The 25,056-nt window shown below is 61.5% G+C and carries 20 protein-coding genes; 7 read left to right on the top strand and 13 right to left on the bottom strand.

Annotated elements, in window-relative coordinates:
- Nucleotides 1–18 precede the first annotated feature (18 nt).
- From tldD to mreB, 8 genes are all read right to left on the bottom strand, one after another.
- Nucleotides 19–1,461 (bottom strand): metalloprotease TldD, encoded by a 1,443-nt coding sequence (gene tldD, locus K3819_RS04345; RefSeq protein ID WP_007953601.1) that lies wholly within the window; start codon nt 1,459–1,461, stop codon nt 19–21.
- Between the two features lie 5 nt (nt 1,462–1,466).
- Complete coding sequence (locus K3819_RS04340) at nt 1,467–2,327, bottom strand: carbon-nitrogen hydrolase family protein (protein ID WP_221398709.1); 861 nt, start codon at nt 2,325–2,327, stop codon at nt 1,467–1,469.
- Nucleotides 2,328–2,385: 58 nt separating this feature from the next.
- A complete protein-coding gene (locus tag K3819_RS04335) occupies nt 2,386–6,189 on the bottom strand; it encodes a YhdP family protein (RefSeq protein WP_221398708.1) in 3,804 nt (1,267 codons plus the stop codon).
- Between the two features lie 75 nt (nt 6,190–6,264).
- Nucleotides 6,265–7,722 carry a ribonuclease G gene (gene rng / locus K3819_RS04330; RefSeq protein ID WP_007953605.1) on the bottom strand — a complete coding sequence of 486 codons (1,458 nt, stop codon included), beginning with the start codon at nt 7,720–7,722 and terminating at the stop codon, nt 6,265–6,267.
- Between the two features lie 57 nt (nt 7,723–7,779).
- Nucleotides 7,780–8,376: a nucleoside triphosphate pyrophosphatase gene (locus K3819_RS04325; RefSeq protein ID WP_085647684.1), complete on the bottom strand. Its 597-nt coding sequence runs from the start codon at nt 8,374–8,376 to the stop codon at nt 7,780–7,782.
- A gap of 202 nt (nt 8,377–8,578) precedes the next feature.
- Entirely contained in the window at nt 8,579–9,070 is a 492-nt protein-coding gene (gene mreD / locus K3819_RS04320) for a rod shape-determining protein MreD (protein ID WP_064593386.1), read from the bottom strand.
- Nucleotides 9,070–10,164, bottom strand: a complete 1,095-nt coding sequence (gene mreC, locus K3819_RS04315; RefSeq protein WP_260329030.1) for a rod shape-determining protein MreC — start codon at nt 10,162–10,164, stop codon at nt 9,070–9,072. The genes mreD and mreC overlap by 1 nt, the downstream gene beginning before the upstream one ends.
- Nucleotides 10,165–10,340: 176 nt before the next feature.
- Nucleotides 10,341–11,378: a rod shape-determining protein MreB gene (gene mreB, locus K3819_RS04310; RefSeq protein WP_002555108.1), complete on the bottom strand. Its 1,038-nt coding sequence runs from the start codon at nt 11,376–11,378 to the stop codon at nt 10,341–10,343.
- 211 nt (nt 11,379–11,589) lie between these two features.
- Between mreB and gatC the strand changes: the two genes are divergently transcribed.
- From gatC to K3819_RS04280, 6 genes are all read left to right on the top strand, one after another.
- Nucleotides 11,590–11,877, top strand: a complete 288-nt coding sequence (gene gatC / locus K3819_RS04305; protein WP_007953612.1) for an Asp-tRNA(Asn)/Glu-tRNA(Gln) amidotransferase subunit GatC — start codon at nt 11,590–11,592, stop codon at nt 11,875–11,877.
- A gap of 16 nt (nt 11,878–11,893) precedes the next feature.
- On the top strand, nt 11,894–13,345 hold the full coding sequence (gene gatA / locus K3819_RS04300; RefSeq protein ID WP_221398707.1) for an Asp-tRNA(Asn)/Glu-tRNA(Gln) amidotransferase subunit GatA: 1,452 nt from the start codon (nt 11,894–11,896) through the stop codon (nt 13,343–13,345).
- 10 nt (nt 13,346–13,355) lie between these two features.
- Nucleotides 13,356–14,801, top strand: coding sequence for an Asp-tRNA(Asn)/Glu-tRNA(Gln) amidotransferase subunit GatB (gene gatB, locus K3819_RS04295; RefSeq protein ID WP_039769265.1), 1,446 nt, complete (start codon nt 13,356–13,358; stop codon nt 14,799–14,801).
- 145 nt (nt 14,802–14,946) lie between these two features.
- Nucleotides 14,947–15,321: a septal ring lytic transglycosylase RlpA family protein gene (locus K3819_RS04290; protein WP_039769262.1), complete on the top strand. Its 375-nt coding sequence runs from the start codon at nt 14,947–14,949 to the stop codon at nt 15,319–15,321.
- A 46-nt stretch (nt 15,322–15,367) separates the two neighbouring features.
- Nucleotides 15,368–16,429: a calcium/sodium antiporter gene (locus K3819_RS04285; protein ID WP_221399658.1), complete on the top strand. Its 1,062-nt coding sequence runs from the start codon at nt 15,368–15,370 to the stop codon at nt 16,427–16,429.
- Complete coding sequence (locus K3819_RS04280) at nt 16,426–16,806, top strand: carboxymuconolactone decarboxylase family protein (RefSeq protein WP_011332452.1); 381 nt, start codon at nt 16,426–16,428, stop codon at nt 16,804–16,806. The genes K3819_RS04285 and K3819_RS04280 overlap by 4 nt, the downstream gene beginning before the upstream one ends.
- Before the next feature lie 37 nt (nt 16,807–16,843).
- Here the strand turns inward: K3819_RS04280 and K3819_RS04275 are convergent, their stop codons facing one another.
- From K3819_RS04275 to kdgD, 5 genes are all read right to left on the bottom strand, one after another.
- Nucleotides 16,844–17,785, bottom strand: a complete 942-nt coding sequence (locus K3819_RS04275) for an AEC family transporter (protein WP_007953620.1) — start codon at nt 17,783–17,785, stop codon at nt 16,844–16,846.
- A 288-nt stretch (nt 17,786–18,073) separates the two neighbouring features.
- Nucleotides 18,074–19,627 carry a galactarate dehydratase gene (garD, locus tag K3819_RS04270; RefSeq protein WP_064593380.1) on the bottom strand — a complete coding sequence of 518 codons (1,554 nt, stop codon included), beginning with the start codon at nt 19,625–19,627 and terminating at the stop codon, nt 18,074–18,076.
- A gap of 11 nt (nt 19,628–19,638) precedes the next feature.
- On the bottom strand, nt 19,639–21,003 hold the full coding sequence (locus K3819_RS04265; RefSeq protein ID WP_039769701.1) for an MFS transporter: 1,365 nt from the start codon (nt 21,001–21,003) through the stop codon (nt 19,639–19,641).
- A 99-nt stretch (nt 21,004–21,102) separates the two neighbouring features.
- On the bottom strand, nt 21,103–22,542 hold the full coding sequence (locus tag K3819_RS04260; RefSeq protein ID WP_039769256.1) for an aldehyde dehydrogenase family protein: 1,440 nt from the start codon (nt 22,540–22,542) through the stop codon (nt 21,103–21,105).
- A gap of 61 nt (nt 22,543–22,603) precedes the next feature.
- Complete coding sequence (gene kdgD, locus K3819_RS04255) at nt 22,604–23,515, bottom strand: 5-dehydro-4-deoxyglucarate dehydratase (protein ID WP_011332448.1); 912 nt, start codon at nt 23,513–23,515, stop codon at nt 22,604–22,606.
- A 234-nt stretch (nt 23,516–23,749) separates the two neighbouring features.
- On the opposite strand from kdgD, the gene K3819_RS04250 reads away from it, so the two are divergent.
- Entirely contained in the window at nt 23,750–25,048 is a 1,299-nt protein-coding gene (locus K3819_RS04250; RefSeq protein WP_221398706.1) for a phospholipase, read from the top strand.
- Nucleotides 25,049–25,056: the final 8 nt, after the last annotated feature.

Genomic DNA, 25,056 nt, shown 5'->3' with positions numbered 1-25,056 from the left:
CCGAAGCTCCATCCCTTCTTATGCGCCCGTGCCACCCACGGTGATCGCATCAATTTTCAGGGTCGGCTGACCCACACCCACCGGCACCGACTGCCCGTCCTTGCCGCACGTGCCCACACCGCTGTCCAGCGCCAGATCGTTACCGACCATCGACACCCGGCTCATCGCCTCCGGACCGTTGCCGATCAATGTTGCGCCTTTGACCGGCGCGGTGATCTTGCCGTCCTCGATCAGATAAGCCTCGCTGGTGGAGAACACGAATTTGCCGCTGGTGATGTCGACCTGACCGCCGCCGAGGTTGGCGCAGTAGATGCCCTTTTTCACCGAGGCGATGATTTCCGCCGGATCGCTCTGGCCGCCGAGCATGTAAGTGTTGGTCATCCGAGGCATCGGCAAGTGTGCGTAGGATTCGCGACGACCGTTGCCTGTGCGGGCCACGCCCATCAGGCGTGCATTGAGCTTGTCCTGCATGTAGCCCTTGAGTACGCCGTTTTCGATCAGCGTGGTGCACTCGGTCGGGGTGCCTTCGTCGTCGACGCTCAGGGAGCCGCGACGACCGCTCAGAGTGCCGTCATCGACGATGGTGCAAAGTTTCGAGGCAACCATTTCGCCCATGCGTCCGCTGTAGGCTGAACTGCCCTTGCGGTTGAAATCGCCTTCCAGGCCGTGGCCGACCGCTTCGTGCAGCAGCACGCCGGACCATCCCGAGCCCAGAACCACCGGCAAGGTCCCGGCCGGTGCCGGAATCGCTTCCAGATTCACCAGCGCCTGACGCAACGCCTCACGGGCATAACCCATGGCACGGTCTTCGGCGAGGAAATAACGGTAGTCGGTACGCCCGCCGCCGCCATGTCCGCCGCGCTCGCGACGGCCGTTCTGCTCGACGATCACACTGACATTGAAACGCACCAGCGGACGCACATCGGCCGCCAGGCCGCCGTCGGTCGAGGCCACCAGAATCCGCTCCCAGACCCCGGCCATGCTCACGCTGACCTGCTGGATACGCGGATCGAGGGCGCGGGTCGCCACATCGATGCGCTTGAGCAGTTCGACTTTTTCAGCGCGGCTCAGGACTTCCAGCGGGTTGTCCGGCGCATACAACTGGGCGACGTCCTGGGTGCTGAACGCCTGCACCGTGCCGTTCTGCCCGGCGCGGGAAATCGAACGGGCCGCACGGGCCGCTGCGCCGAGGGCTTCCAGGGTGATCGCGTTGCTGTAGGCAAAACCGGTTTTCTCACCGGACTGCGCACGCACGCCAACACCCTGGTCGAGGTTGAAACTGCCTTCCTTGACGATGCCGTCTTCCAGCGACCAGGACTCGGAAATCTGCCCCTGGAAATACAGGTCGGCCGCATCGATGCCTGGACCCGCCAGATCACCGAGCACGCCTTGCAGGCTCTCGATCGTCACGCCGCCGGGCGCCAACAGGTGATCACTGACTGAGGACAACAACTCGCTCATAGGTTTTACGCCTTAAATTCGTGTTCTGAAGCAGGTCGCTGTGCGCCCTGCGAAAAAAACCGCCGATGACCGGTCACCGGCATTCGCGCCCGGATGGACGCTTGTTCATTGCTGTCGCGCTCGGCCAGCAACACGGCTTCGCCTTGTTCCTGCTGCGCCAGCACGCGGCCCCACGGGTCGACAATCGCCCCGTGGCCAAAGGTTTCCCGCGGCCCCGGATGCGTTCCGCCCTGGGCTGCCGCCAGCACGTAGCACTGGGTTTCAATGGCCCGCGCGCGGGTCAGTACATCCCAGTGCGCCGCCCCTGTCACTGCGGTGAAGGCCGACGGTGCGGTAATCAGTTCAGCCCCGGCAGCGCGCAGTTCGCTGTACAGCTCCGGGAAGCGCAGGTCGTAGCACACCGTCAGACCCAGTCGTCCGACCGGCGTGTCCGCGACCACCACGCCACTGCCATAAGCATAGTCATCGGATTCGCGGTAACGGCCGCGATTGTCCGCTACGTCGACATCGAACAGGTGCAACTTGTCATAGCGTGCAACGATTTCGCCCTGATCGTTCACCAGCAGCGAGCAGGCATGGGACTTCGCCTCAGGCTGACCCGCCGGCGGCAACGGCAAGGTGCCGGCCACAATCCATAACCTGAGGTCGCGGGCGGTCTGTTTCAACCACGGCAGGATCGGGCCTTCGCCAAGCGCTTCGGCGCGGCCGATATCGGCGATGTCGCGACGGCCCATGGCCGCGAAGTTTTCCGGCAACACCGCCAGCTTCGCGCCGGCGCTGGCTGCCTGTTCGAGCAAACGTCGGGCATCGCGCAGATTGGCCAGCACATCGCTCTGGCTGACCATTTGAATCACCGCTAAAGACATGGCGCACTCCGCAAGAGGTATGCGGCCATGCTACTCCATCGGTTCAGGGGCTGGCTGTTCAAAAAGGCTTGTCGAAGGTGATTTTCGGCTCTTTCCACGGGCCTTTGACGGTGTATTTGACGCTGGCGAACCGCGCCACGCGATCGCCGATCAGCTTGTCGATCAGGAACAACGCACCGCCGACGGCCGGCGCGCCGACAATCAGCGCGGCAATCGGCAGGTTGTTGGTCACAGGCAAAGTCACCAGCAATTTGGCATCTACCTTGTCGCCCACCAGATCCAGCGTGCCGTCCAGTTCCAGGTTGCTCGAGGGGCCGGTCAACTTGATTGGCTCTTTCGTCACATAAACGCCATTGGTCGCCACCAGCAAACCCTTGACCCGGTCATAGCTCAAGCCTTTGCCGAACAGGTCGGAGAAGTCGAGACGCAAACGCCGGCCAATCGAGTTGAAGTTGAGCAGGCCGAACACGCGCAATGCCTGAGCGCCGCCCTCCACTTCAACAAACTGGCCTTTGTTGAGGGACGCATCGAGGGTGCCGGAGAAACGCTTGGTCGCCAGCCACGCCGGCGAGCCCGGCCAGCGGCCATCGACATCCATGTGGAATTCTTCGCTGGTCACGCTCGGCGCAAAACCCCAGCCCTTGAGCACATCGGCGAGGTTCTTGCCGCCGATCCGGCCCTTGTACCAACTGGTCGTGGCACCGGGGGTTCCTTCCCAGCCGCCGCTGCCCTGCAGGAGGATGCCCTTGAGGCCCAGATCGAGGTTGTTCAGGGCGATGCCCTTGCCGGTCGGCCGAATCTTGAGTGACCAGCCACCGACCAGGTCCTGGCCCTGGAACAATTGATTGATGGTGATATCCAGCGCCGGAATCTTGCTTGGATCGACCGAGGCCAGTGGATCCGGCGCGTTTTCGTCGGCCTGCACCGTCGGGTCCGGCGCTGGCAATCGCACGTATTGCAGGTTCACCGCAATCGGCGCGCCCTTGGCGTCAGGAATGCCCGCCGTGCCTTTGGCCTGCTGGCTGTCGAGGGCCAGCGCCCAGGCACCGGGCTTGCGATTCACCTGCACGGCTGCCTGATCCAGGGTGGTGCCGAAGGCGGTGAGTTTGCCGATCTTGAAGTCCGCGCTGCTGAGCAACTGCTTGGCGTTGCCGCCCGGATCCTGGCCGGCGTACTTGTCCAGCAGATCCTGCCAAGGTTTGACGTCCAGCTCGGACAACACGCCGCGTATCCGCAAGCCTTTGTTGCCCGGCAACACCGCTTCACCCGCGCCGAGGAACAATTCGCCACGGCCATCGGCGAAATTGCTTGGTGGCGCGGCGAAGGTGAAATTGGCCAGTTGATCGTAATTGACCCAGTAACGCCGCTCCTGCCCCTGCAAGGTCATGCGGAACACCGTGTCACGCCCGACATCGGCGGCCATGCCGAACGGCGCCGGCAGATCCACCGCCACACCCTTCATGCTGGAACTGACCATCAATTGGCTGTCGGCGCCGGCCAGATTCACTTGTAACTGGTAAGGAATCGTCCCGGACACCGGCAACGGTTGAGTCACGCCCAGCCAGTCAGTGAGTTTCTTGACCTCGACCTGCCCTGACGCCGCGACCCGGGTCTTGAGTTTGCCGGGGGCGCCGTCGGCGAAGATTTGCGCGGTCACCGGTTTGTCAAAGGCCCGGGCACTGATGTTCTGCCCGCTCAGCCCCTTGGCGCTGTCGAAGCGGAAGTCGCCCTTGAGCTGGCTCAGTTCGAGCTTCGGCTCCGCCAGCTTCAAGCGCGCATTGGCGGTTTTGAAGTCGACGAGGATTTTCGGCTGATCACCCTTGGCCAACGGCACATCGAGTTTGAGTTTGCCTTGCAGGTCACCCTCGCCTTCCCAGCCGGCAAAAGTATCGGCGGTGCCGATCGGCGCCTCCTGAAGAATCTTCAAGCCATCGCCCAGCCCGCCGGCAAAGCTGCCGTCGAGGAACATGTGGCTGTGCTCGCCGCTCGGCACATGGGGAATATTGACGAAGACATCGCTGACCTGGGTGTCGAGCAACTGACCCTTGCTGGCCAGAATCCGCACGCCGCTGTCTTCGATGAACACATCACCGTTGACCTTGCTCACGTGCGGCCAGCCTGGCTGGAACGCCAGTTCGGCGTCGTGCACCTTGAAGAACAGACTGATGCTGCGATCCGCTTCCCCGGCGTTCTTGTTCAGCGAACCCTGATACTGGAAGAAACCCTGATCCACCGCGCCCTTGAGAATCGCCGTACGCAGCCATTCATCGAGGGCCGGGCTCAGGACTTGCGGCAGGTACTTGGCGGTGTAGCGACCGTCGCCATCCACCAGACCGACCCGCAGATCCATGTAGTCTTCCTGGCTGTGGTCGAAGTGCAGGCGGATCAGGAAGTCGCCGGCGATCTTGCCTTCCTCGCCGAGCACCTTCAGGTACGGCGCGATCAGGGTGAAACCTTCTTTATCGAGCTTCCAGGTCAACCGGGCGTTGGCCTGAATGTATTGCCATGGCTTGGCGAAGATCGGATCGAGGTGCAGGACGAAGTCCTTGCTGTCCATGCGCAGCTCGCCGCCACCGAGATTGCCGGTAAGACTGCCGCTGACATTCCGTGCCGCCGGCGCGCCGTGGTAGGCGTCGAAGCCGACTTGATCGAGGTTGGCGGCGAAGCTGAATTTGCTGTCGTCGGTGGCGTTCGGCCGGAAATCCAGCAGCACGTTACGCAGACCGCCGGTTACTTTCAGGCGCTCGACCACGGTGGCGACGCCTTGGGGCAAAGGTCCGAGGGCATTGAGCAAAGGTGTGATCGGCGTCAGGTCGAGCCGGTCAGCCTGCAGATGCCAGAGTTCTTCGTTCTTGTCGGTGGCGGCAGTCTGTTTGATCTGGACATGGGATTCCCAACGGGTTTCGCCGAAATTCATCGCCAGCGAATCAAGTGTGACAATGGCTCCCTCGGAACCGCGCTGGAAATAGCCATTGAGCGCCAGATTGTTGATCTGGATCGGCTTGCGTTCAGCGTAGGCGCCGGTCAGTTGCGGCGCATTGAGACGGATCGCCGCGCTCTGCAAAGCCCCCTCTCGCCAGTTGACCCACAGCTCGCCACCGGCCTTGATCTCGGAGAAATTCCATTGTTGGGTCAGGCGCTCAGGCAGCCACTTCGACCAGTCGCTCTGCGGCAGGCTGGCATAACCGTCCACTTCGCTGTTCTGCCACTGATTCGGACGAAGTCGTGTGCGCAGGCTCAGCGCCACAGGCTGACCGTCAGGCAGGGTCAGGCGCGCATCGAGGCGTTGGCGGCTGGAACCGGTCTTTAGATTGAGGCCGACATAAGTGAGGGTCAGCGGCGCCTGCTCCAGCGGCTGCAACGTCACCTGACTGTCGAGCACCGACAGTTGCTGAATCATTTGCATGCGGTTGAACAGTTGCTCGGGATCCATGGGCTGGTCCTGCTGCACCGGCAAGCCTTCCAGCGCCCACTTTCCGTCTTCGCCTTCCTTGAGGCTGATCTTCAGACCGTTGAGTTCAAGATGCGCGATGCGTACTTCCCGGGCGAGCAAACTGGCCCAAAGATCCGGCACCGCGCGCACCCGATCCAGGCGCAAGGCGTTGGCGCCGCTGCCGACCATCACGTCGTGGGCCAGCAGGATCGGGGCAAACCCGCTCCAGTTGCCTTCCAGCTCGCCGATCTGCAGCGGCATGCCCAGGGCGGCACTGGCCTTGTCTTCGATATCGGCGCGGTATTCGGCCACCAGTGGCGTGAGTTCCCGGCCGAGACTGACGTACAACGCCATCAATACCAGAACCAACGCGCACAGGCCCAGACCCCAGCGGGTCAGTGCGGCCAAAATGCGTGTCAGACGTTCCATGTCAGTTGGCTCCCATGGCAAAAATACTGCAAAAAGCTGAGGCCAGCCGTTTCAGGAAAAAGGTGATGCAGGGGTTCAGAGCAGCACCACGTCATATTGTTCCTGGGAATACATGGTTTCGACCTGAAAGCGTATGGTGCGCCCGATGAAACCTTCAAGTTCGGCCACGTTACCGGACTCTTCATCGAGCAGCCGGTCGACGACTTTCTGGTTCGCCAGCACCCGATAACCCTCGGCCTGATAGGCCCGGGCTTCACGCAGGATCTCGCGGAAAATCTCGTAGCAAATGGTTTCCGGAGTTTTCAGCTTGCCCCGGCCCTGACAGCTGCTGCACGGTTCGCACAACACTTGCTCGAGGCTTTCGCGGGTGCGCTTGCGCGTCATCTGCACCAGGCCCAACTCGGTAATGCCGATGATGTTGGTCTTGGCGTGATCGCGCTCCAGCTGTTTCTCCAGGGTACGCAGCACCTGGCGCTGGTGCTCTTCGTCTTCCATGTCGATAAAGTCGATGATGATAATCCCGCCCAGATTGCGCAGGCGCATCTGCCGGGCAATCGCGGTCGCGGCTTCGAGGTTGGTCTTGAAGATGGTTTCTTCAAGATTGCGATGACCGACGAACGCCCCGGTGTTCACGTCGATGGTGGTCATGGCTTCCGCTGGATCGATGACCAGATAACCGCCGGACTTCAGCGGCACCTTCCGTTCCAGGGCTTTCTGGATTTCGTCTTCGACGCCGTACAGGTCGAAGATCGGCCGTTCACCCGGGTAGTGTTCCAGACGATCGGCGATTTCCGGCATCAGTTCGGCGACGAACTGCGTGGTTTTCTGGAAGGTTTCCCGGGAATCGATGCGGATCTTCTCGATCTTCGGGCTGACCAGGTCGCGCAGGGTGCGCAGCGCCAGGCCGAGGTCTTCGTAGATAACACTCGGTGCGCCGATGGTCTTGATCTGCTCGTTGATCTGATCCCACAAGCGGCGCAAGTAGCGGATGTCCATCAGGATCTCATCGGCCCCGGCACCTTCGGCGGCGGTACGCAAAATGAAGCCGCCAGCCTCCTTGATGCCTTCTTTGGCCACGCAATCGCTGACCACCTGCTTGAGGCGTTCGCGCTCGGCTTCGTCTTCGATCTTCAGGGAAATGCCGACGTGGGCGGTGCGCGGCATGTACACGAGATAACGCGACGGGATCGACAGTTGCGTGGTCAGCCGCGCACCTTTGGAACCGATCGGATCCTTGGTGACTTGCACCACCAGGCTCTGGCCTTCGTGTACAAGCGCACTGATGCTTTCCACCGCAGGACCTTCGCGCAGGGAAATTTCCGAGGCGTGAATGAAGGCCGCGCGATCCAGGCCGATGTCGACGAAAGCCGCCTGCATGCCCGGCAGAACCCGCACCACCTTGCCTTTATAGATGTTGCCGACGATCCCGCGCTTTTGCGTACGCTCGACGTGCACTTCTTGCAGCACACCGTTTTCGACCACCGCCACGCGCGATTCCATCGGCGTGATGTTGATCAGAATCTCTTCACTCATGGCAGGGTCTCGTTCAGGCATGTTCACGATAATGGCCGCATCTGGTCCGTTCGACGCTTATTGCGCGTTCAGGGTTTGCCAACAGGGTATGCCGAAATGGCCGAGCAGTTCTGCGCTTTCGCACACCGGCAAGCCGACGACCGCCGAGTAACTGCCATTGAGGCCGGCGACGAACACCGCGCCAAGCCCCTGAATGCCGTAGCCACCCGCCTTGTCCCGGGGTTCGCCGCTGGCCCAGTAGGCGGCGGCTTCTTCGCGACTGATCGAACGGAACCGCACCCGACTGCGCACCACCCGCGACTCGCAGCGCTGGCCGTCGAGCACGGCAATCGCCGTCAGCACTTCATGCTCCTTGCTGGACAACATCATCAGCATGGCGCATGCATCGGCTTCGTCCACCGGTTTGCCAAGAATTTTGCCGTCCAGCACCACGGCGGTGTCGGCGCCCAGTACGCAAAACGCTAAGTCGCAAACGACGGTGCGCCGCCCGGCCTCGGCCTTGCCGCGCGCCAGGCGCTCGACGTAGGCCGATGGGGATTCATTGGCGAGAGGGGTTTCATCGATGTCCGCGCTGATGGCGGTAAACGGGATGCCGATCTGCGTGAGCAACTCACGCCGACGCGGCGATCCTGAGGCGAGGTAAAGCTTTTTCATCAAGACATCTCCCTGTTTGGTGCCCTGCCTCACAAATGCTGTTCCCTTTGGTCGGCGTCTGTTGTTGCCATACTGCGTTGCCGTTCCTCGCCATAGCACGCTATGACTCGTCACGGCGCCTTGTCTGGCAACAACAGCCGCTCGCCCAAAAAGAACTTCATTTGCGAGGCAAGGCACTGGTACGGGCAAATGCCTGACCGAATCAGTTGATTTTGTAGCGCCGGCGCAATCCACGCAAAGCGAAGCTGACCCATGGCCAGAGCAAGGCACTGACCAGTGCCGGCAGGACCAGTGCGAGGGTCGGCTGACGGTTGCCGGTCAAGGCACTGAGCCAAAGCTGTACGAGCTGGGCGAGGCCGAAGATCACCAGAATCACCAGGCTCTGCTGCCACATCGGGAACATTCGCAAGCGTTGTTGCAACGACAGCACCAGGAACGTGATCAGGGTCAGGATCAATGCATTCTGACCGAGCAGATCGCCTTGCAGCACGTCTTCGGCCAGCCCCAGGCAGAACGCCGTGACCATGCCGACCGTATGCGGCAGGTACAAAGCCCAGAAAGTCAGGAGCAAGGCCAGCCACAGCGGGCGCAGGATTTCCATGAAAATCGGCAATGGCGACACGCTGAGCAGTATGCCGACGATAAACGTCAGCCAGACGATCCAGCCGTTACGCGATGCGGTAGCTCCGACCATTATTCTTGCCTCCCGGTGGTCGCCGGCGCAGTGACAGGCGGCTTGGCCGCTGGTCGAGCAGCGGGCTGATTGGCCGGTGGCTTGCTGACCGCGGGTGTAGCTGCAGGCGGTTTGCTCGCAGCGGGTTTGGCCGGCGTGGTGCCGGCGGCAGGCGTAGCCGGCGCTGTCGTCGTGGCAGGGGTTGCGGCTGCGGCTGCGGCAGGCGGGGTGACGATTTTCGGCACCGTGGCCGGAACCACCGGACCGCCACCAAAGGCATCGAGGTTTTCCTGAGCCTGCGCGGCATCGTTGGCACGTTCTTCGGCGGTGCGGTTGTCACTGAATACCAGCAGCAGGTAGCGGCTGCGGTTCAATGCGGCGGTCGGCACGGCGCGAACAATGGCGAATGGCTGGCCGGAATCGTGGATCACTTCCTTGACCGTCGCCACCGGATAACCGGCCGGGAAACGCTGACCGAGGCCCGAACTGACCAGCAGATCACCTTCCTTGATATCGGCGGTGTCCGCCACGTGGCGCAACTCCAGACGCTCAGGGTTACCGGTGCCGCTGGCGATCGCCCGCAGACCATTACGGTTCACCTGCACAGGAATGCTGTGGGTGGAGTCGGTCAGCAGCAGCACACGGGAGGTGTACGGCATCAGTTCGACCACCTGCCCCATCAGGCCGCGAGCATCGAGCACCGGCTGACCGAGCACCACGCCATCACGCTCACCTTTATTGATGATGATGCGATGGGTGAAGGGGTTGGGGTCCATGCCGATCAGCTCGGCCACTTCGACCTTCTCGTTGACCAGCGCGGAGGAATTGAGCAACTCGCGCAGACGGACGTTCTGCTCGGTGAGGGCGGCAAGCTTCTGCATGCGACCCTGCAACAGCAGGTTCTCCGACTTGAGTTTTTCATTTTCGGCGACGAGCTCGGTGCGACTGCCGAACTGGCTGGCGATCCCTTCCCACAACCGTCCGGGCAGGTCGGTAATCCAGTAGGCATCCATCAGCACCAGCGAGGCCTGGCTGCGTACGGGTTTAAGCAGACTGAAGCGCGCATCAACGACCATCAGCGCGACCGACAGCACGGCCAACACCAACAAGCGCACGCCCAGTGAGGGGCCCTTGGCGAAAAGCGGTTTAATAAGCCGCTCCTCCCAGGCAAATGTTCTGTTTATTCATACGGCATCAAACCGGCCTGGATGAAGACTGACAGAAGATAAACGCCAACAGGCAGCACTGCAAAGTGCTGCCTGTGCGCTCACCCACGTATTGCACCCGGCGATTATTCGCTGGAGAGCAGGTCCATGGTGTGCTTGTCCATCATTTCCAGTGCACGGCCACCACCGCGAGCGACGCAGGTCAGCGGATCTTCGGCAACGATCACCGGCAGACCGGTTTCCTGGGCCAGCAGCTTGTCGAGGTCACGCAGCAGCGCGCCACCACCGGTCAGCACCAGGCCTCGCTCGGCGATGTCGGAAGCCAGTTCCGGCGGCGATTGCTCCAGGGCGCTTTTCACGGCCTGAACGATGGTTGCCAGGGACTCTTGCAGGGCTTCCAGCACTTCGTTGGAGTTCAGGGTGAATGCGCGTGGAACGCCTTCGGCCAGGTTGCGACCGCGAACGTCGACTTCGCGAACTTCGCCGCCCGGGTAGGCCGTACCGATTTCCTGCTTGATGCGCTCGGCGGTGGATTCGCCGATCAGGCTGCCGTAGTTGCGGCGCACGTAGGTGATGATCGCTTCGTCGAAGCGGTCGCCGCCAACGCGTACGGATTCGGCATAGACCACACCGTTCAGGGAGATCAGCGCGATTTCGGTGGTACCACCACCGATATCCACGACCATCGAACCGCGAGCTTCTTCAACCGGCAGGCCGGCACCGATCGCAGCGGCCATCGGCTCTTCGATCAGGAACACTTCACGGGCACCGGCACCAAGGGCCGATTCACGGATGGCACGACGCTCAACCTGGGTGGACTTGCATGGAACGCAGATCAGCACACGAGGGCTGGGCTGCAGAAAGCTGTTTTCGTGAACCTTGTTGATAAAGTATTGCAGCATCTTTTCGCAGACGCTGAAGTCGGCAATCACGCCATCCTTCATCGGACGAATGGCAGCAATGTTGCCCGGCGTACGGCCGAGCATGCGCTTGGCCTCGGTGCCGACAGCGACGACACTTTTCTGGTTACCGTGTGTCCGAATGGCCACAACCGATGGCTCATTCAGGACGATACCGCGCTCGCGCACGTAAATAAGGGTGTTGGCAGTGCCCAGGTCAATGGAAAGATCGCTGGAAAACATGCCACGCAGTTTCTTGAACATGGGAAAGGGACCCTAGGCAACGCGTGGGTAAAAAAGTGCGGCAAACTCTAACAACGACAGGGATTTTGGGCAAGGCGCCAATATGTTAAATTGGCCGCTTTTCTGTGCACCAAGCCCCACAATCGCGGCCTTATGACCGTAGAAGTGCGGTAGTGTTCCGACAATCTAACACACGGACGCCGTCCGTCCTGTTTTCCACTGGAGAAACCCGATGGCGCTAGAACGCTCCGACGTGGAAAAAATCGCTCATCTGGCCAGCCTTGGCCTTAATGACGCCGATCTTCCACACATCACTTCGGCCCTCAACAGCATTCTCGGGCTGGTCGACGAAATGCAGGCGGTCAATACCGACGGTATCGAGCCGCTGGCCCACCCGCTGGAAGCCAGTCAGCGCCTGCGCGCCGACGTCGTGACCGAAAGCAATAACCGCGAGGCTTATCAGTCCATCGCACCAGCGGTCGAAAACGGCCTGTACCTGGTTCCGAAAGTCATCGACTAAAGGGAAAGAGCCTGCAATGCATCAATTGACTCTGGCCGAGATCGCCCGCGGTCTCGCCGATAAAAAGTTTTCTTCCGAAGAGCTGACCAAAGTCCTGCTGGCGCGCATTACCCAGCTCGATCCGCAGCTCAACAGTTTCATCAGCCTCACCGAAGAGCTGGCCCTCGAGCAGGCGAAAGCCGCCGACGTGCGCCGGGCCAATGGTGAGAGCGGCGCTCTGCTGGGTGCGCCGATCGCCCACAAAGACCTGTTCTGCACCCAGGGCATCCGCACCAGCTGCGGCTCGAAGATGCTCGACAACTTCAAGGCTCCGTACGACGCCACCGTGGTGTCGGAGCTGGCCGCCGCCGGCACCGTGACTCTGGGCAAGACCAACATGGACGAATTCGCCATGGGCTCGGCCAACGAGTCGAGTTGGTACGGCGCGGTGAAAAACCCGTGGAACCTGGAACACGTACCGGGCGGTTCGTCCGGTGGTTCGGCGGCGGCGGTTGCCGCTCGTCTGTTGCCTGCCGCAACGGCCACCGACACCGGCGGTTCGATCCGTCAGCCAGCTGCATTCACCAACCTCACCGGCCTGAAACCGACCTACGGTCGCGTTTCGCGCTGGGGCATGATCGCCTACGCCTCCAGCCTCGATCAGGGCGGCCCTCTGGCTCGCACCGCCGAAGACTGCGCGATTTTGTTGCAAGGTATGGCCGGCTTCGATCCGAACGACTCCACCAGCATCGATGAGCCAGTGCCAGACTACGCCGCTGGTCTTAACGGTTCGCTGCAAGGCCTGCGCATCGGTGTGCCGAAGGAATACTTCGGTGCAGGTCTCGACCCGCGCATCGCCGACCTGATCCAGAACAGCATCAAAGAGCTGCAGAAGCTCGGTGCCGTGATCAAGGAAATCAGCCTGCCGAACATGCAGCACGCGATTCCTGCGTACTACGTGATCGCCCCGGCAGAAGCCTCCTCCAACCTGTCGCGTTTCGACGGCGTGCGCTTCGGCCACCGCTGCGCAGACCCGAAGAACCTGGAAGACCTGTACAAGCGCTCCCGTGGCGAAGGTTTCGGGCCCGAAGTACAGCGCCGGATCATGGTCGGTGCCTACGCGCTGTCCGCCGGTTACTACGATGCCTACTACCTCAAAGCCCAGAAGATCCGTCGCCTGGTGAAGAACGACTTCATGACCGCATTTAATGAAGTCGACATCATCCTCGGCCCGACCACGCCAAACCCGGCCTGGAAACTCGGCGCCAAGAACAGCGACCCGGTCGCTGCCTACCTGGAAGACGTCTACACCATCACCGCCAACCTCGCGGGCCTGCCGGGTCTGTCGATGCCGGCCGGTTTTGTCGACGGTCTGCCGGTTGGCGTGCAACTGCTCGCGCCGTATTTCCAGGAAGGCCGTTTGCTCAACGTTGCGCACCAGTATCAGTTGAACACTGACTGGCACACTCGCACCCCAACCGGCTTCTGAGGAGACACACATGCAATGGGAAGTCGTGATCGGTCTGGAGATTCACACCCAGCTCACCACCCGGTCGAAAATCTTTTCCGGTAGTTCCACCCAGTTCGGTTCCGAGCCGAACACCCAGGCCAGCCTGATCGACCTGGGCATGCCCGGCGTGCTGCCGGTGCTCAACCAGGAAGCGGTGCGCATGGCGGTGATGTTCGGTCTGGCGATTGACGCCGAGATCGGTCAGCACAACGTGTTCGCCCGCAAGAACTACTTCTACCCGGACCTGCCGAAGGGCTACCAGATCAGCCAGATGGAGTTGCCGATCGTCGGCAAGGGCCACCTGGACATTGCCCTGGAAGACGGCACGGTCAAACGCGTCGGTATCACCCGTGCGCACCTGGAAGAAGACGCCGGCAAGAGCCTGCACGAAGAATTCAGCGGTGCCACCGGCATCGACCTGAACCGTGCCGGCACGCCGCTGCTGGAAATCGTGTCCGAGCCGGACATGCGTAGCGCCAAGGAAGCAGTGGCCTACGTCAAGGCGATCCACGCGCTGGTGCGTTACCTGGGCATCTGCGACGGCAACATGGCCGAGGGCTCGCTGCGTTGCGACTGCAACGTGTCGGTACGTCCGAAAGGCCAGGTCGAGTTCGGCACCCGCTGCGAGATCAAGAACGTCAACTCGTTCCGCTTCATCGAGAAGGCGATCAACTCCGAGATCCAGCGTCAGATCGACCTGATCGAAGACGGCGGCAAAGTGATCCAGCAGACCCGTCTGTACGATCCGAACAAGGACGAAACCCGTCCGATGCGCAGCAAAGAGGAAGCCAACGACTACCGTTACTTCCCCGATCCGGACCTGCTGCCGGTGGTCATCGAGGATTCGTTCCTCAACGACGTGCGCGCCACCCTGCCGGAGCTGCCACCGCAGAAACGCGAGCGCTTCCAGAGTGCCTTCGGTCTGTCGGCCTACGACGCCAACGTGTTGGCCACCAGCCGTGAGCAGGCGGACTACTTCGAGAAAGTCGCGAGCATCGGCGGCGACGCCAAACTGGCGGCGAACTGGGTGATGGTCGAGTTGGGCAGCCTGCTCAACAAGCAGAACCTGGACATCGAGGATTCGCCGGTTTCCGCCGAGCAACTGGGCGGCATGCTGCAGCGCATCAAGGACAACACCATCTCCGGCAAGATCGCCAAGGTGGTGTTCGAAGCGATGGCCAACGGCGAAGGCAGCGCAGACGAGATCATCGAAAAGCGCGGCCTGAAGCAGGTTACCGACACCGGCGCAATCTCGGCGGTGCTGGACGAAATGCTCGCGGCCAACGCCGAGCAGGTCGAACAATACCGCGCGGCAGACGAAGCCAAGCGCGGCAAGATGTTCGGCTTCTTCGTCGGTCAGGCCATGAAAGCCTCCAAGGGCAAGGCCAACCCGCAGCAAGTGAACGAACTGCTGAAAAGCAAGCTCGAAGGCTGACGATGGCCCCGCGCCTGAGGATCGTTCCCACGCTCTGCGTGGGAATGCCGCCTCGGACGCTCCGCGTCCATTGCGGTGTGACGCAGAGCGTCACGGGTTGCATTCCCACGCCGGAGCGTGGGAACGATCACTTGGGAGCTTATGAATGAAACGTCTGCTCGGCGCCTGCGCCCTGCTCTCTTTGCTGGCCGGTTGCGCCAGCACCGACACCATCGACCCGCACGGTTACGACCAGACCGGCGTCGCCTCCTATTACGGAGCCAAACACCACGGTAAACGTACCGCCAGCGGCGAAGCGTTTAACCAGAATTCCCTGACCGCCGCCCACCGCCAGTTGCCGTTCGGCACTCGGGTGAAGGTCACCAACCTGAAAAACGATGAATCCGTCGTGGTCCGCATCAACGACCGTGGCCCGCACACCCGTGGCCGCCTGATCGATGTTTCACGTGCGGCGGCCGAACAGCTCGGTATGCTGCGCAGTGGAACAGCCCGGGTTCGGGTGCAGGCCCTCGACGACTGATGGAGCGTCCACCATTTTCGGACTGACCGACTTGCCGCTGATCAGCGTGATCGAATTGCTCAGCGGGCTGTTCCTGCTGATCGCCGGCGCCGAACTGATGGTGCGCGCCGCCGTGCGCCTGGCCGCGCGTCTGCATGTACGACCGCTGATCATCGGCCTGACCATCGTCGCCCTCGGCAGCAGCGCCCCGCAAATGGCCGTCAGCCTGCAAGCCGTGCAGGCGCACACGCCGGACATCGCCGTCAGCAGCGTGATCGGCAGCAGCATTTTCAACATTCTCGTCACCCTCGGCCTGTCGGCGCTGATCATTCCGCTGCGGGTATCGCGGCAATTGGTGCGCCTCGACATTCCACTGATGATCGGTGCCAGCCTGCTGGTGTTCGTGCTGGCATGGAATGAAGAGCTCGGGCGCTTCGACGGCATTCTGTTGCTCGGCGCCCTCGCCCTGTATCTCGGATTATTGCTGCGCCAGTCGCGGCACTCGGCCCGCCCGCATTCCGATCAACCCCACGATCCGCAGGCCCCGTGGTTTACCAGCCTGCTGATGATTGTCGGCGGTCTGGTCATGCTGGTGTTTGCCGGGCACTTGCTGCTGGGTGCAGCCGTGGTCGTCGCCACTGACCTGGGATTCTCCGAGCGGGTGATTGGCCTGACCGTGGTCGCGGTCGGCACTTCGCTGCCGGAACTCGCCACCTCGCTGATCGCCGCGCTGCGCGGTCAGCGGGACATCGCCGTGGGCAACGTGATCGGTGCCAACCTGTTCAACCTGCTTGGGGTGCTGGGTTTCACCGCTTTGATCGCGCCGACACCGCTGTCGGTCTCGCCCAATGCGCTGGATTTCGACCTGCCGGTAATGCTCGGCGTCGCGTTGCTGTGCCTGCCGGTGTTCTATTCGGGCTACCGCGTGACCCGCGCCGAAGGTCTCCTGCTGCTGGGTTTGTATCTGGCGTACGGGCTGCACGTGGTGTCGTTCACCACCGGCATGCCACTGGCCGGCAAGCTCGAGCGATTGATGCTGTTTTATGTGCTGCCGACGCTGCTGACGTTTCTGTTTTTCACGTCCGTGCGCGCCTGGCGCCGCCAACACCACAAGAGGGATGTGCCATGACCGAATCGAAGAAATCCGGGGTTGAAGTCCGCCGTCAGGTAATGGGCGACGCGTTTGTCGACCGCGCGCTGGGCAACGCCACCGAGTTCACCCAACCGCTGCAGGATTTCGTCAACGAACACGCCTGGGGCGGCGTGTGGAATCGCGAAGGTTTGCCACTGAAGACCCGCAGCCTGATCACCCTCGCTGCACTGACTGCGTTGAAGTGCCCGCAGGAATTGAAGGGCCACGTGCGCGGCGCGTTGAACAATGGCTGCACGGTCGATGAGATCCGTGAAGCGCTGCTGCATTGCGCGGTGTACGCGGGCGTACCGGCGGCGATCGATGCGTTTCGCGCGGCGCAGGAAGTGATCGACAGTTACCAGAAGCCTGAGTGACAGCACTGTCCCCTTCGCGAGCAAGCCCGGTCTCAGGCTAGATCCACCCGCCCCACTGCAGGAAGAAAATCCCGATGTTGGTGGTGATCGCCGCCATCAGCGTGGTCAGCACAATGATCGCCGCCGCCAGTTCATGATTGCCCTGCGCCGCACGGGCCATGACAAAACTGGCGGCGGCGGTCGGGCTGCCGAAGTACAGAAACAGAATCCCCAGCTCCGCCCCGCGAAAACCCCACAGCCATGCACCCAGCGTGGCGATCACCGGCAGGCCGACCATCTTCACCAGACTCGAACTGAGCGCCATGTTGCCGCTCTTGCGCAGCGCCGCCAGCGACAGCGTGCCGCCAATACAGATCAGTGCCAGCGGCAGCGTGGTCTGTGCCAGGTACTGACCGGAGGTTTCCAGCCACCCCGGCAGACCGATCTTGAAATAAGCGAACGGCGCCGCCGCGATCACGCTGATGATCAGCGGATTGCTGACCACGCTTTTGCAGATGCTCCACGGGTCCGACTTGATCACCGGGCTGTAGACCGCCAGCACGATGGTCGACAGGGTGTTGTAGAACAGGATCACCAGCGCCGCGAGAATCGCGCCGAGGGAAATCCCGTAGTCACCGTACATGCTCGCCGCCAGCGCCAGGCCGATCACCCCGTTGTTGCCGCGAAACGCGCCTTGGGTGTAGATGCCGCGATCTTCACGCGGACAACGGAAAATCGCCCAGCCCCAGGCGACGGCAAAACTGACCAGCGTGGCGAGGGCAAAATAGATCAGCAGCGCCGGCTGCAGCGCGGCGTGCAGGTCGGCGTGCAGGATGCCGAGAAACAGCAGCGCCGGCATGGTGACGTTGAACACCAGCGACGAAGCGGTGTGGATAAAGTTGTCGTTGATCCAGTCGATGCGCTTGAGCAGCACACCGAGAAACAGCATGGCAAACACCGGCGCGGTGATGTTCAGGGTTTCAAGAAAAATAGCCAGCATGCCGGGGAGCCTTGGAGGTGAGCGTCGTTAGGGGGCTAATGATAAGCCAAAACCTTCAAAAGCCCCTCATCGGAGCGCCGCCCGCCTAACCCTCTCCCGGAGGGAGAGGGGACTGATCCGGGGATGCTCCAGAAAATTATCGACCTGAAACTACGTCGCCGAATCCATAATCAATTCGATTTTTCAGGTCGATGTAAAACGAAAGACAACTCGGTCAGCCCCCTCTCCCCCCGGGAGAGGGTTGGGGTGAGGGCATGGCCAGTACAGGCACCACACCCCTCAAGCAGATCAAGTAATCGGCGCCGGATTGAACAACGTAATGTCGTTATGCAGCTTGTGCTTCTCCGCCCACGTCTGCTGCTTGCCGCTCGCCACATCCAGGTAGTAGTGGAACAACTCCCAGCCCAATTCTTCGATGCTCGCGCGCCCAGTAGCAATCCGCCCGGCATCGATGTCGATCAGATCCGGCCAGCGCTGCGCCAGTTCGGTACGAGTCGAAACCTTCACCACCGGCGCCATGGCCAGACCATAAGGCGTACCACGACCGGTGGTGAACACGTGCAGGTTCATCCCCGCCGCCAGTTGCAACGTACCGCAGACGAAATCACTCGCCGGCGTCGCACAGAAGATCAAACCCTTCTGCTTGAAGCGCTCACCCGGGCCGAGCACACCGCTGATCGCGCTGCTGCCGGACTTCACGATCGAGCCCAACGACTTCTCGACAATGTTCGACAACCCGCCCTTCTTGTTGCCCGGCGTGGTATTGGCGCTGCGATCCGCTTCGCCCTTGGCCAGATAGCGGTCGTACCAGTCCATCTCGCGCACCAGTTCCTCGGCAACGGTTTTGCTCTGCGCCCGAGAGGTCAGCAGGTAAATCGCATCACGCACTTCGGTGACTTCGGAAAACATCACCGTCGCCCCCGCCCGCAGCAGCAAGTCTGAGGCGTAACCCAGCGCCGGGTTGGCGGTGATGCCGGAAAACGCATCACTGCCGCCGCACTGCATACCCAGGATCAGCTCGGACGCCGGCACGGTTTCCCGGCGGCGCTGGTCGAGTTTCTTCAGGCGCACTTCGGCCAGTTCCATGATCTGCTCGATCATCTCGGTGAAACCGTGACTGGAATCCTGCAAGCGATACAGCCACGGCTCGCTCAGATCCACCGAGGCATCGTCCTCGTGCATCACCTGTCCGGCCTGCAATTTCTCGCAGCCCAGGCTGATCACCAACGCCTCGCCACCGAGGTTCGGGTTGCGCGCCAGATTGCGCACGGTGCGGATCGGGATGTAAGCGTCGGTCGCCGTGATGGCCACGCCGCAACCGTAACTGTGGGTCAGCGCCACCACGTCATCGACGTGCGGGTACTTGGGCAACAGTTCGTCCTTGATCCGCTTCACCGCGTGATCGAGCACCCCGGTGACGCATTGCACGGTGGTGGTGATCCCGAGGATGTTGCGCGTGCCTACAGTGCCGTCGGCGTTGCGATATCCCTCGAACGTGAAGCCTTCCAGGGGCGCCTGGGCGTCCGGCACTTCGGTGGACAGCGGCAGGCTGTCCAGCGGTGGCGCGGTCGGCATGCGCAGTTGATCTTCCCTGACCCAACTGCCACGGGGAATCGGCTGCAACGCGTAGCCAATGATCTGGCCGTAGCGAATCACCGTGCCGCCCTCGGGGATATCCACGAGGCTGACCTTGTGACTCTGCGGCACGAAATCCACCGTCACCAGGCCATCGGCAAATGCGGTGCCGGCCGGCACGCCCTGGTCGTTGACCACTACCACTACGTTGTCCCGCTCGTGCAGGCGGATGTAGCGCGGCGAGTCGGAATGTTCAATCAACTGCATGACGCCGCTCCTCAGGAATGCGCTTGAGACAATTTGCCGGTGGCTTCGGAACCGCCCTGGGTTGGCGGCTCTTTAAGGACCACACGTTTGATCGGGCCGACGATCACCAGGTAGCTGAACACCGCCACGAGTGCGTTGGCACCGACGAACACCAGCGCCCATTTGAACGAGCCGGTGGAACTGATGATGTAACCGATGACGATCGGAGTGGTGATCGAGGCGATGTTGCCGAAGGTGTTGAACAGGCCACCGCTCAGACCGGCGATCTGTTTCGGCGAAGTGTCGGACACCACTGCCCAGCCCAGAGCCCCCACGCCTTTGCCGAAGAATGCCAGGGCCATGAAGCCGACCACCATCCATTCAACGTCGACATAGTTGCACGCCACGATGCTGCTCGAAACCAGCAGGCCGGCAATGATCGGCGCCTTGCGGGCGAAGGTCAGCGAATGGCCCTTGCGCAGCAGGTAATCGGAAATCACCCCGCCGAGCACGCCGCCGATAAAGCCGCAGATCGCCGGCAACGAGGCGATGAAACCGGCCTTGAGGATGGTCATGCCGCGTTCCTGCACCAGGTACACCGGGAACCAGGTCAGGAAGAAATAGGTGATGCCGTTGATGCAGTACTGGCCCAGGTAAACGCCGAGCATCATGCGATTGGTCAGCAACTGGCGGATGTAATCCCACTTTGGACCGTCAGCCTTTTTGCCTTGTTTCTGGTCCATGTCGACCATGCCGCCGTTGTCGGCGATGAACTTCACTTCCGCTTCGTTGGCCATCGGGTGTTGGCGCGGGCTGTGGATAACCTTGAGCCAGACCAGCGAGAACACGATGCCGAGCAGGCCCATGACGATGAACACGTGCTCCCAGCCAAAGGAGAACACGATCCAGCCCATCAGCGGCGCGAACAACACGGTGGCAAAGTATTGCGCCGAGTTGAAGATCGCCGAAGCGGTGCCGCGCTCGGCGGTCGGGAACCAGGCCGCCACGATGCGTGCGTTGCCGGGGAACGATGGCGCCTCGGCCAGACCCACCAGGAAGCGCAGCATGAACAGCGCGACGATGGCCGTGGACATGCCGAATTCACCGACGAAGCCTTGCAGCACGGTGAACAGCGACCAGGTGAAAATGCTCAGGGCATAGACTTTTTTCGAGCCGAAGCGATCGAGCAGCCAGCCGCCGGGAATTTGTCCGGCCACGTAGGCCCAACCGAAAGCAGAGAAGATGTAGCCGAGGGTGACCGCGTCGATACCGAGGTCTTTTTGCAAACTGGAACCGGCGATCGCGATGGTGGCGCGGTCGGCGTAGTTGATCGTGGTCACCAGAAACAGCATGAGCAGGATCAAATAGCGGACGTGAGTCGGCTTGGACGATTGCATGTAGATGTACTCCCACTGATTATTTTTATGCGGGTAAAACATTCTTTGGTCTTGTGCCGCGCAGGGCCTCAGGCGAAGGCCCGGCGCGGGTGCAGCGATTTACGAACCGATGTAGCTGGTCTTCACGACCGTGTAGAACTCTTGCGCATAGCGGCCTTGCTCACGTGAGCCATAGGATGAACCCTTACGGCCACCGAACGGAACGTGATAATCGACACCGGCGGTCGGCAGGTTGACCATCACCATCCCGGCCTGGGAATGACGCTTGAAGTGGTTGGCGTACTTCAGCGACGTGGTGGCGATACCCGCCGACAAACCGAATTCGGTGTCGTTGGCCATGGCCAGTGCTGCCTCGTAATCGGCCACGCGGACGATGTTGGCCACCGGGCCGAAGATCTCTTCGCGGCTGATGCGCATCGAGGCTTCGCTGTCGGCAAACAGGGTCGGCGCGAGGAAGTAACCCTCGGTGTCGCAGGTCACCAGAGCACCGCCGCTGACCAGACGCGCACCTTCGGACTGACCGATGTCGATGTACTTCATGTCCTGTTCAAGCTGCGCTTGCGAAACCACCGGACCGATATCGGTGCCGGCCTTCAGCGCGTGACCAACCTTGATCGACTTCATGCGCTCGGCCATGGCTTCGACGAACTTGTCATGAATCCCGGCAGTGACGATCAGTCGACTCGAAGCCGTGCAACGCTGGCCAGTGGAGTAGAACGCGCTCTGCACCGACAGCTCGACCGCCTGCTTGAGGTCGGCGTCGTCGAGAATGATCTGCGGGTTCTTGCCGCCCATCTCCAACTGAACCTTGGCCTGGCGCGACACGCAATTGACCGCGATCTGCCGACCCACACCGACAGAGCCGGTGAAGCTGATGCCGTCGACTTTCGGGCTGTTGACCAAAGCTTCGCCAACCACGCGGCCGCTGCCCATCACCAGGTTGAACACGCCGGCAGGGAAACCTGCGCGGGAGATGATTTCGGCCAGGGCCCAGGCGCAACCCGGCACCAGATCCGCTGGCTTCAACACCACGCAGTTGCCGTAGGCCAGGGCCGGGGCGATTTTCCACGACGGGATGGCAATCGGGAAGTTCCAAGGGGTGATCAGGCCGACCACACCCAGGGCTTCGCGGGTGACTTCGACGTTGACGCCCGGACGCACCGACGGCACGTAGTCGCCGGACAGGCGCAGGCACTCGCCAGCGAAGAACTTGAAGATGTTGCCGGCGCGGGTCACTTCGCCGATGGCTTCCGGCAGGGTCTTGCCCTCTTCCCGGGCCAGCAGGGTGCCGAGCTCTTCGCGGCGGGCGAGGATTTCGGTGCCGACTTTGTCCAGCGAATCGTGGCGGGCCTGAATGCCCGAGGTCGACCACGCCGGGAACGCGGCGCGCGCGGCGTCGATGGCGGCGTTGACCTGAGCCAGGTCAGCCTTGGCGTAATCGCCGATGGTGTCGCTCAGTTCGGACGGGTTGATGTTCGCCGAGTAATCGTTACCGGCGACCCATTCACCGTTGATGTAGTTGTCATAGCGCTTGGTCACGAATCATTCTCCTGACGCAAAAGGCCGCTGATTGCTCAGCGGCCTTGTTTATAGAGGTGTGTTACTGCGCACCTTGCTTGTCGATCAGCGCAGCGAGCATTTCGTACTCTTCGCCGGTCAGGTCAGTCAGCGGCGCCCGCACCGGGCCTGCGTCATAGCCGGCGATCTTGGCGCCTGCCTTGACGATGCTCACGGCGTAACCGGCCTTGCGGTTGCGGATGTCCAGGTACGGCAGGAAGAAGTCGTCGATGATCTTGCCGACGGTGGCGTGATCTTCGCGGGCAATCGCGTGGTAGAAGTCCATCGCGGTTTTCGGGATGAAGTTGAACACCGCCGACGAGTAGACCGGTACGCCCAGGGCCTTGTAGGCAGCAGCGTAGACTTCGGCGGTCGGCAGACCACCGAGGTAGCTGAAGCGATCGCCGAGACGACGACGGATCGACACCATCAGCTCGATATCACCCAGACCGTCCTTGTAACCGATCAGGTTCGGGCAGCGTTCGGCCAGACGCTCCAGCAGCGGCGCGGTCAGGCGGCAGACGTTGCGGTTGTACACCACCACACCGATGTTGACCGATTTGCACACCGCTTCAACGTGGGCGGCGACACCGTCCTGGCTGGCTTCGGTCAGGTAGTGCGGCAGCAGCAACAGACCTTTGGCGCCCAGACGCTCGGCTTCCTGAGCGTATTCGATGGCCTGGCGGGTCGAACCACCGACACCGGCGAGGATCGGCACGCTGCTGGCGCAGGTATCGACGGCAGTCTTGATGATTTCCGAGTATTCGCTGGCAGCCAGGGAGAAGAATTCACCGGTGCCACCGGCGGCGAACAGGGCTGAAGCACCGTACGGGGCCAGCCATTCCAGGCGTTTGATGTAGCCAGCGCGGTTGAAATCGCCCTGGGCATTGAAATCGGTCACCGGGAACGAGAGCAGGCCGGCGGAGAGGATGGACTTCAGTTCTTGTGGATTCATTATTCGAACACCCTGGTAGCAACGTTTTTTTGTGAGTGGACCGTTCAGCCTTCGCCGAAGTTGTAGGTCATCGTACAACTTAAAATATAACCGTCAACTGCATTTCATCGTTGGAGGGCATTTTTTGTCGGACAGGATTTCTTTTTGACGTAGGAAATTTCTCGACTAGGCTGATTTTAACTGTATGTACGTACAGTTAAATAAACCTGCCGAAGACATATCAAGGAGAAAGAAATGTCCGGTCTACAAACAAAATGCCCCGAAAAGCCTGCACCGGTCATCGCTCGTTTTGATGACTTGTTTACCCCCGGCGGCATCGCCTTCAATGCCGCAAACCCGCACTTGCTGTTGCACATCGCCGACGCGCACAGCGATGCCGAACCCGTGACCGCCCTGCCCGCTCAAGCCTTGAAAGGCAAGCCGCAACTGCGCTTCGAAGGTGCGGAACACACGGCTATCGGCGATAACACCCGACTGCGCTTCGTTGAAAATGCCGAGCCGCTACTCGCGCAAAACGTGCCCCTGCATCTGCCGAACGGGTTGGCGCTGACCTACGGCCAGGTGCTGGCACTGGGTGGTGATTTCTATGGAATCGTCGACCGCCCGATCAATGAAGGATCGACCCCGGCTGATCGCCTTCAGCGCTTCACGGCAGCCTTCGACAGCCTCGCAGCGCTGTCCGCTTCTAAAGTTGAAGCGACGCAAATTCTCGCGATCATGCAAAAGGAGATCGACGCGGTTAAACAGGCAATCAAGGACGGCAAGCAGCCTCATGAGGCCTACGACGTGTTAGGAGATACGTTGTCGGAAGAGTGGAACAAAATCACCGGCGGCGGCAGTTTCGTCTCGGCGCTGTTTCCGCTCGGTCGCTATCTGAAACTGGCGGCGAACAACGCCGACCATTTCGGCGAATGGGCCCGACAAGCCTACATCGCCGGGCACACCGTTGCCCTGCAAAACGCCGCTGCCGCCCACGCCAGCCAAGACGAACTGCAACTGGAACGGGCCTACGCGATGAACGCTTTTGCCGATCACTACCTCACCGACCTGTTCTCCTCCGGACATTTGCGAGTGCCGCGCAAGGCCATGGCCGCCGCGGTGACGCCGAGTGACCTGGGCTCGTTGATCACCCGCTTCATGCACGACGAAGACAGCAAGTTCGGCCTCAAGGTACGCAACGGCCATGGCGAGCAATGGCGGGCGTTCGGTGACAAGCGCTACTTCGATGCCACGGACGCCGACAACCGCAATCAGGTGAATCAAGCCGTACAGGATTCGGCGGACGAGGTGTATGCCGCTTATTCAAGCGGCAACGTGCCGACCACCTTCAACGCGCTGCAACGTTTGCCGGATCTGACAGCCGTGCTGAATCCGGCCAACAACTTCTCGCCACTGTTCCGCGTCGAGGGCAACAAAGTCCTGCGGCGCAAGGACGTCAACAACCTCAACGACACCGCCACCGTCGACGACTGGTGGGGCTGGAGCACTTACCTGCTGCTCAAGGACTATCACCCAACCGGCAACACGAATTAAGGAGCGAT

The organism is Pseudomonas sp. 3-2 (assembly GCF_019710535.1).
Classification (GTDB): Bacteria; Pseudomonadota; Gammaproteobacteria; order Pseudomonadales; family Pseudomonadaceae; genus Aquipseudomonas; species Aquipseudomonas pharyngis.
This window is presented reverse-complemented; position numbering and strand designations above follow the sequence as displayed.

Bases quoted from the DNA above. Each gene is read 5' to 3' on its own strand.
- K3819_RS04325 (WP_085647684.1), bottom strand. From the start codon at position 8,376: ATGAAAAAGCTTTACCTCGCCTCAGGATCGCCGCGTCGGCGTGAGTTG.
- garD (WP_064593380.1), bottom strand. From the start codon at position 19,627: ATGCAGTTGATTGAACATTCCGACTCGCCGCGCTACATCCGCCTGCAC.
- K3819_RS04340 (WP_221398709.1), bottom strand. From the start codon at position 2,327: ATGTCTTTAGCGGTGATTCAAATGGTCAGCCAGAGCGATGTGCTGGCC.
- mreB (WP_002555108.1), bottom strand. From the start codon at position 11,378: ATGTTCAAGAAACTGCGTGGCATGTTTTCCAGCGATCTTTCCATTGAC.
- K3819_RS04265 (WP_039769701.1), bottom strand. From the start codon at position 21,003: ATGCAATCGTCCAAGCCGACTCACGTCCGCTATTTGATCCTGCTCATG.
- K3819_RS04290 (WP_039769262.1), top strand. From the start codon at position 14,947: ATGAAACGTCTGCTCGGCGCCTGCGCCCTGCTCTCTTTGCTGGCCGGT.
- gatA (WP_221398707.1), top strand. From the start codon at position 11,894: ATGCATCAATTGACTCTGGCCGAGATCGCCCGCGGTCTCGCCGATAAA.
- K3819_RS04280 (WP_011332452.1), top strand. From the start codon at position 16,426: ATGACCGAATCGAAGAAATCCGGGGTTGAAGTCCGCCGTCAGGTAATG.
- rng (WP_007953605.1), bottom strand. From the start codon at position 7,722: ATGAGTGAAGAGATTCTGATCAACATCACGCCGATGGAATCGCGCGTG.
- gatB (WP_039769265.1), top strand. From the start codon at position 13,356: ATGCAATGGGAAGTCGTGATCGGTCTGGAGATTCACACCCAGCTCACC.
- mreD (WP_064593386.1), bottom strand. From the start codon at position 9,070: ATGGTCGGAGCTACCGCATCGCGTAACGGCTGGATCGTCTGGCTGACG.
- gatC (WP_007953612.1), top strand. From the start codon at position 11,590: ATGGCGCTAGAACGCTCCGACGTGGAAAAAATCGCTCATCTGGCCAGC.
- K3819_RS04250 (WP_221398706.1), top strand. From the start codon at position 23,750: ATGTCCGGTCTACAAACAAAATGCCCCGAAAAGCCTGCACCGGTCATC.
- kdgD (WP_011332448.1), bottom strand. From the start codon at position 23,515: ATGAATCCACAAGAACTGAAGTCCATCCTCTCCGCCGGCCTGCTCTCG.
- K3819_RS04275 (WP_007953620.1), bottom strand. From the start codon at position 17,785: ATGCTGGCTATTTTTCTTGAAACCCTGAACATCACCGCGCCGGTGTTT.
- K3819_RS04335 (WP_221398708.1), bottom strand. From the start codon at position 6,189: ATGGAACGTCTGACACGCATTTTGGCCGCACTGACCCGCTGGGGTCTG.
- tldD (WP_007953601.1), bottom strand. From the start codon at position 1,461: ATGAGCGAGTTGTTGTCCTCAGTCAGTGATCACCTGTTGGCGCCCGGC.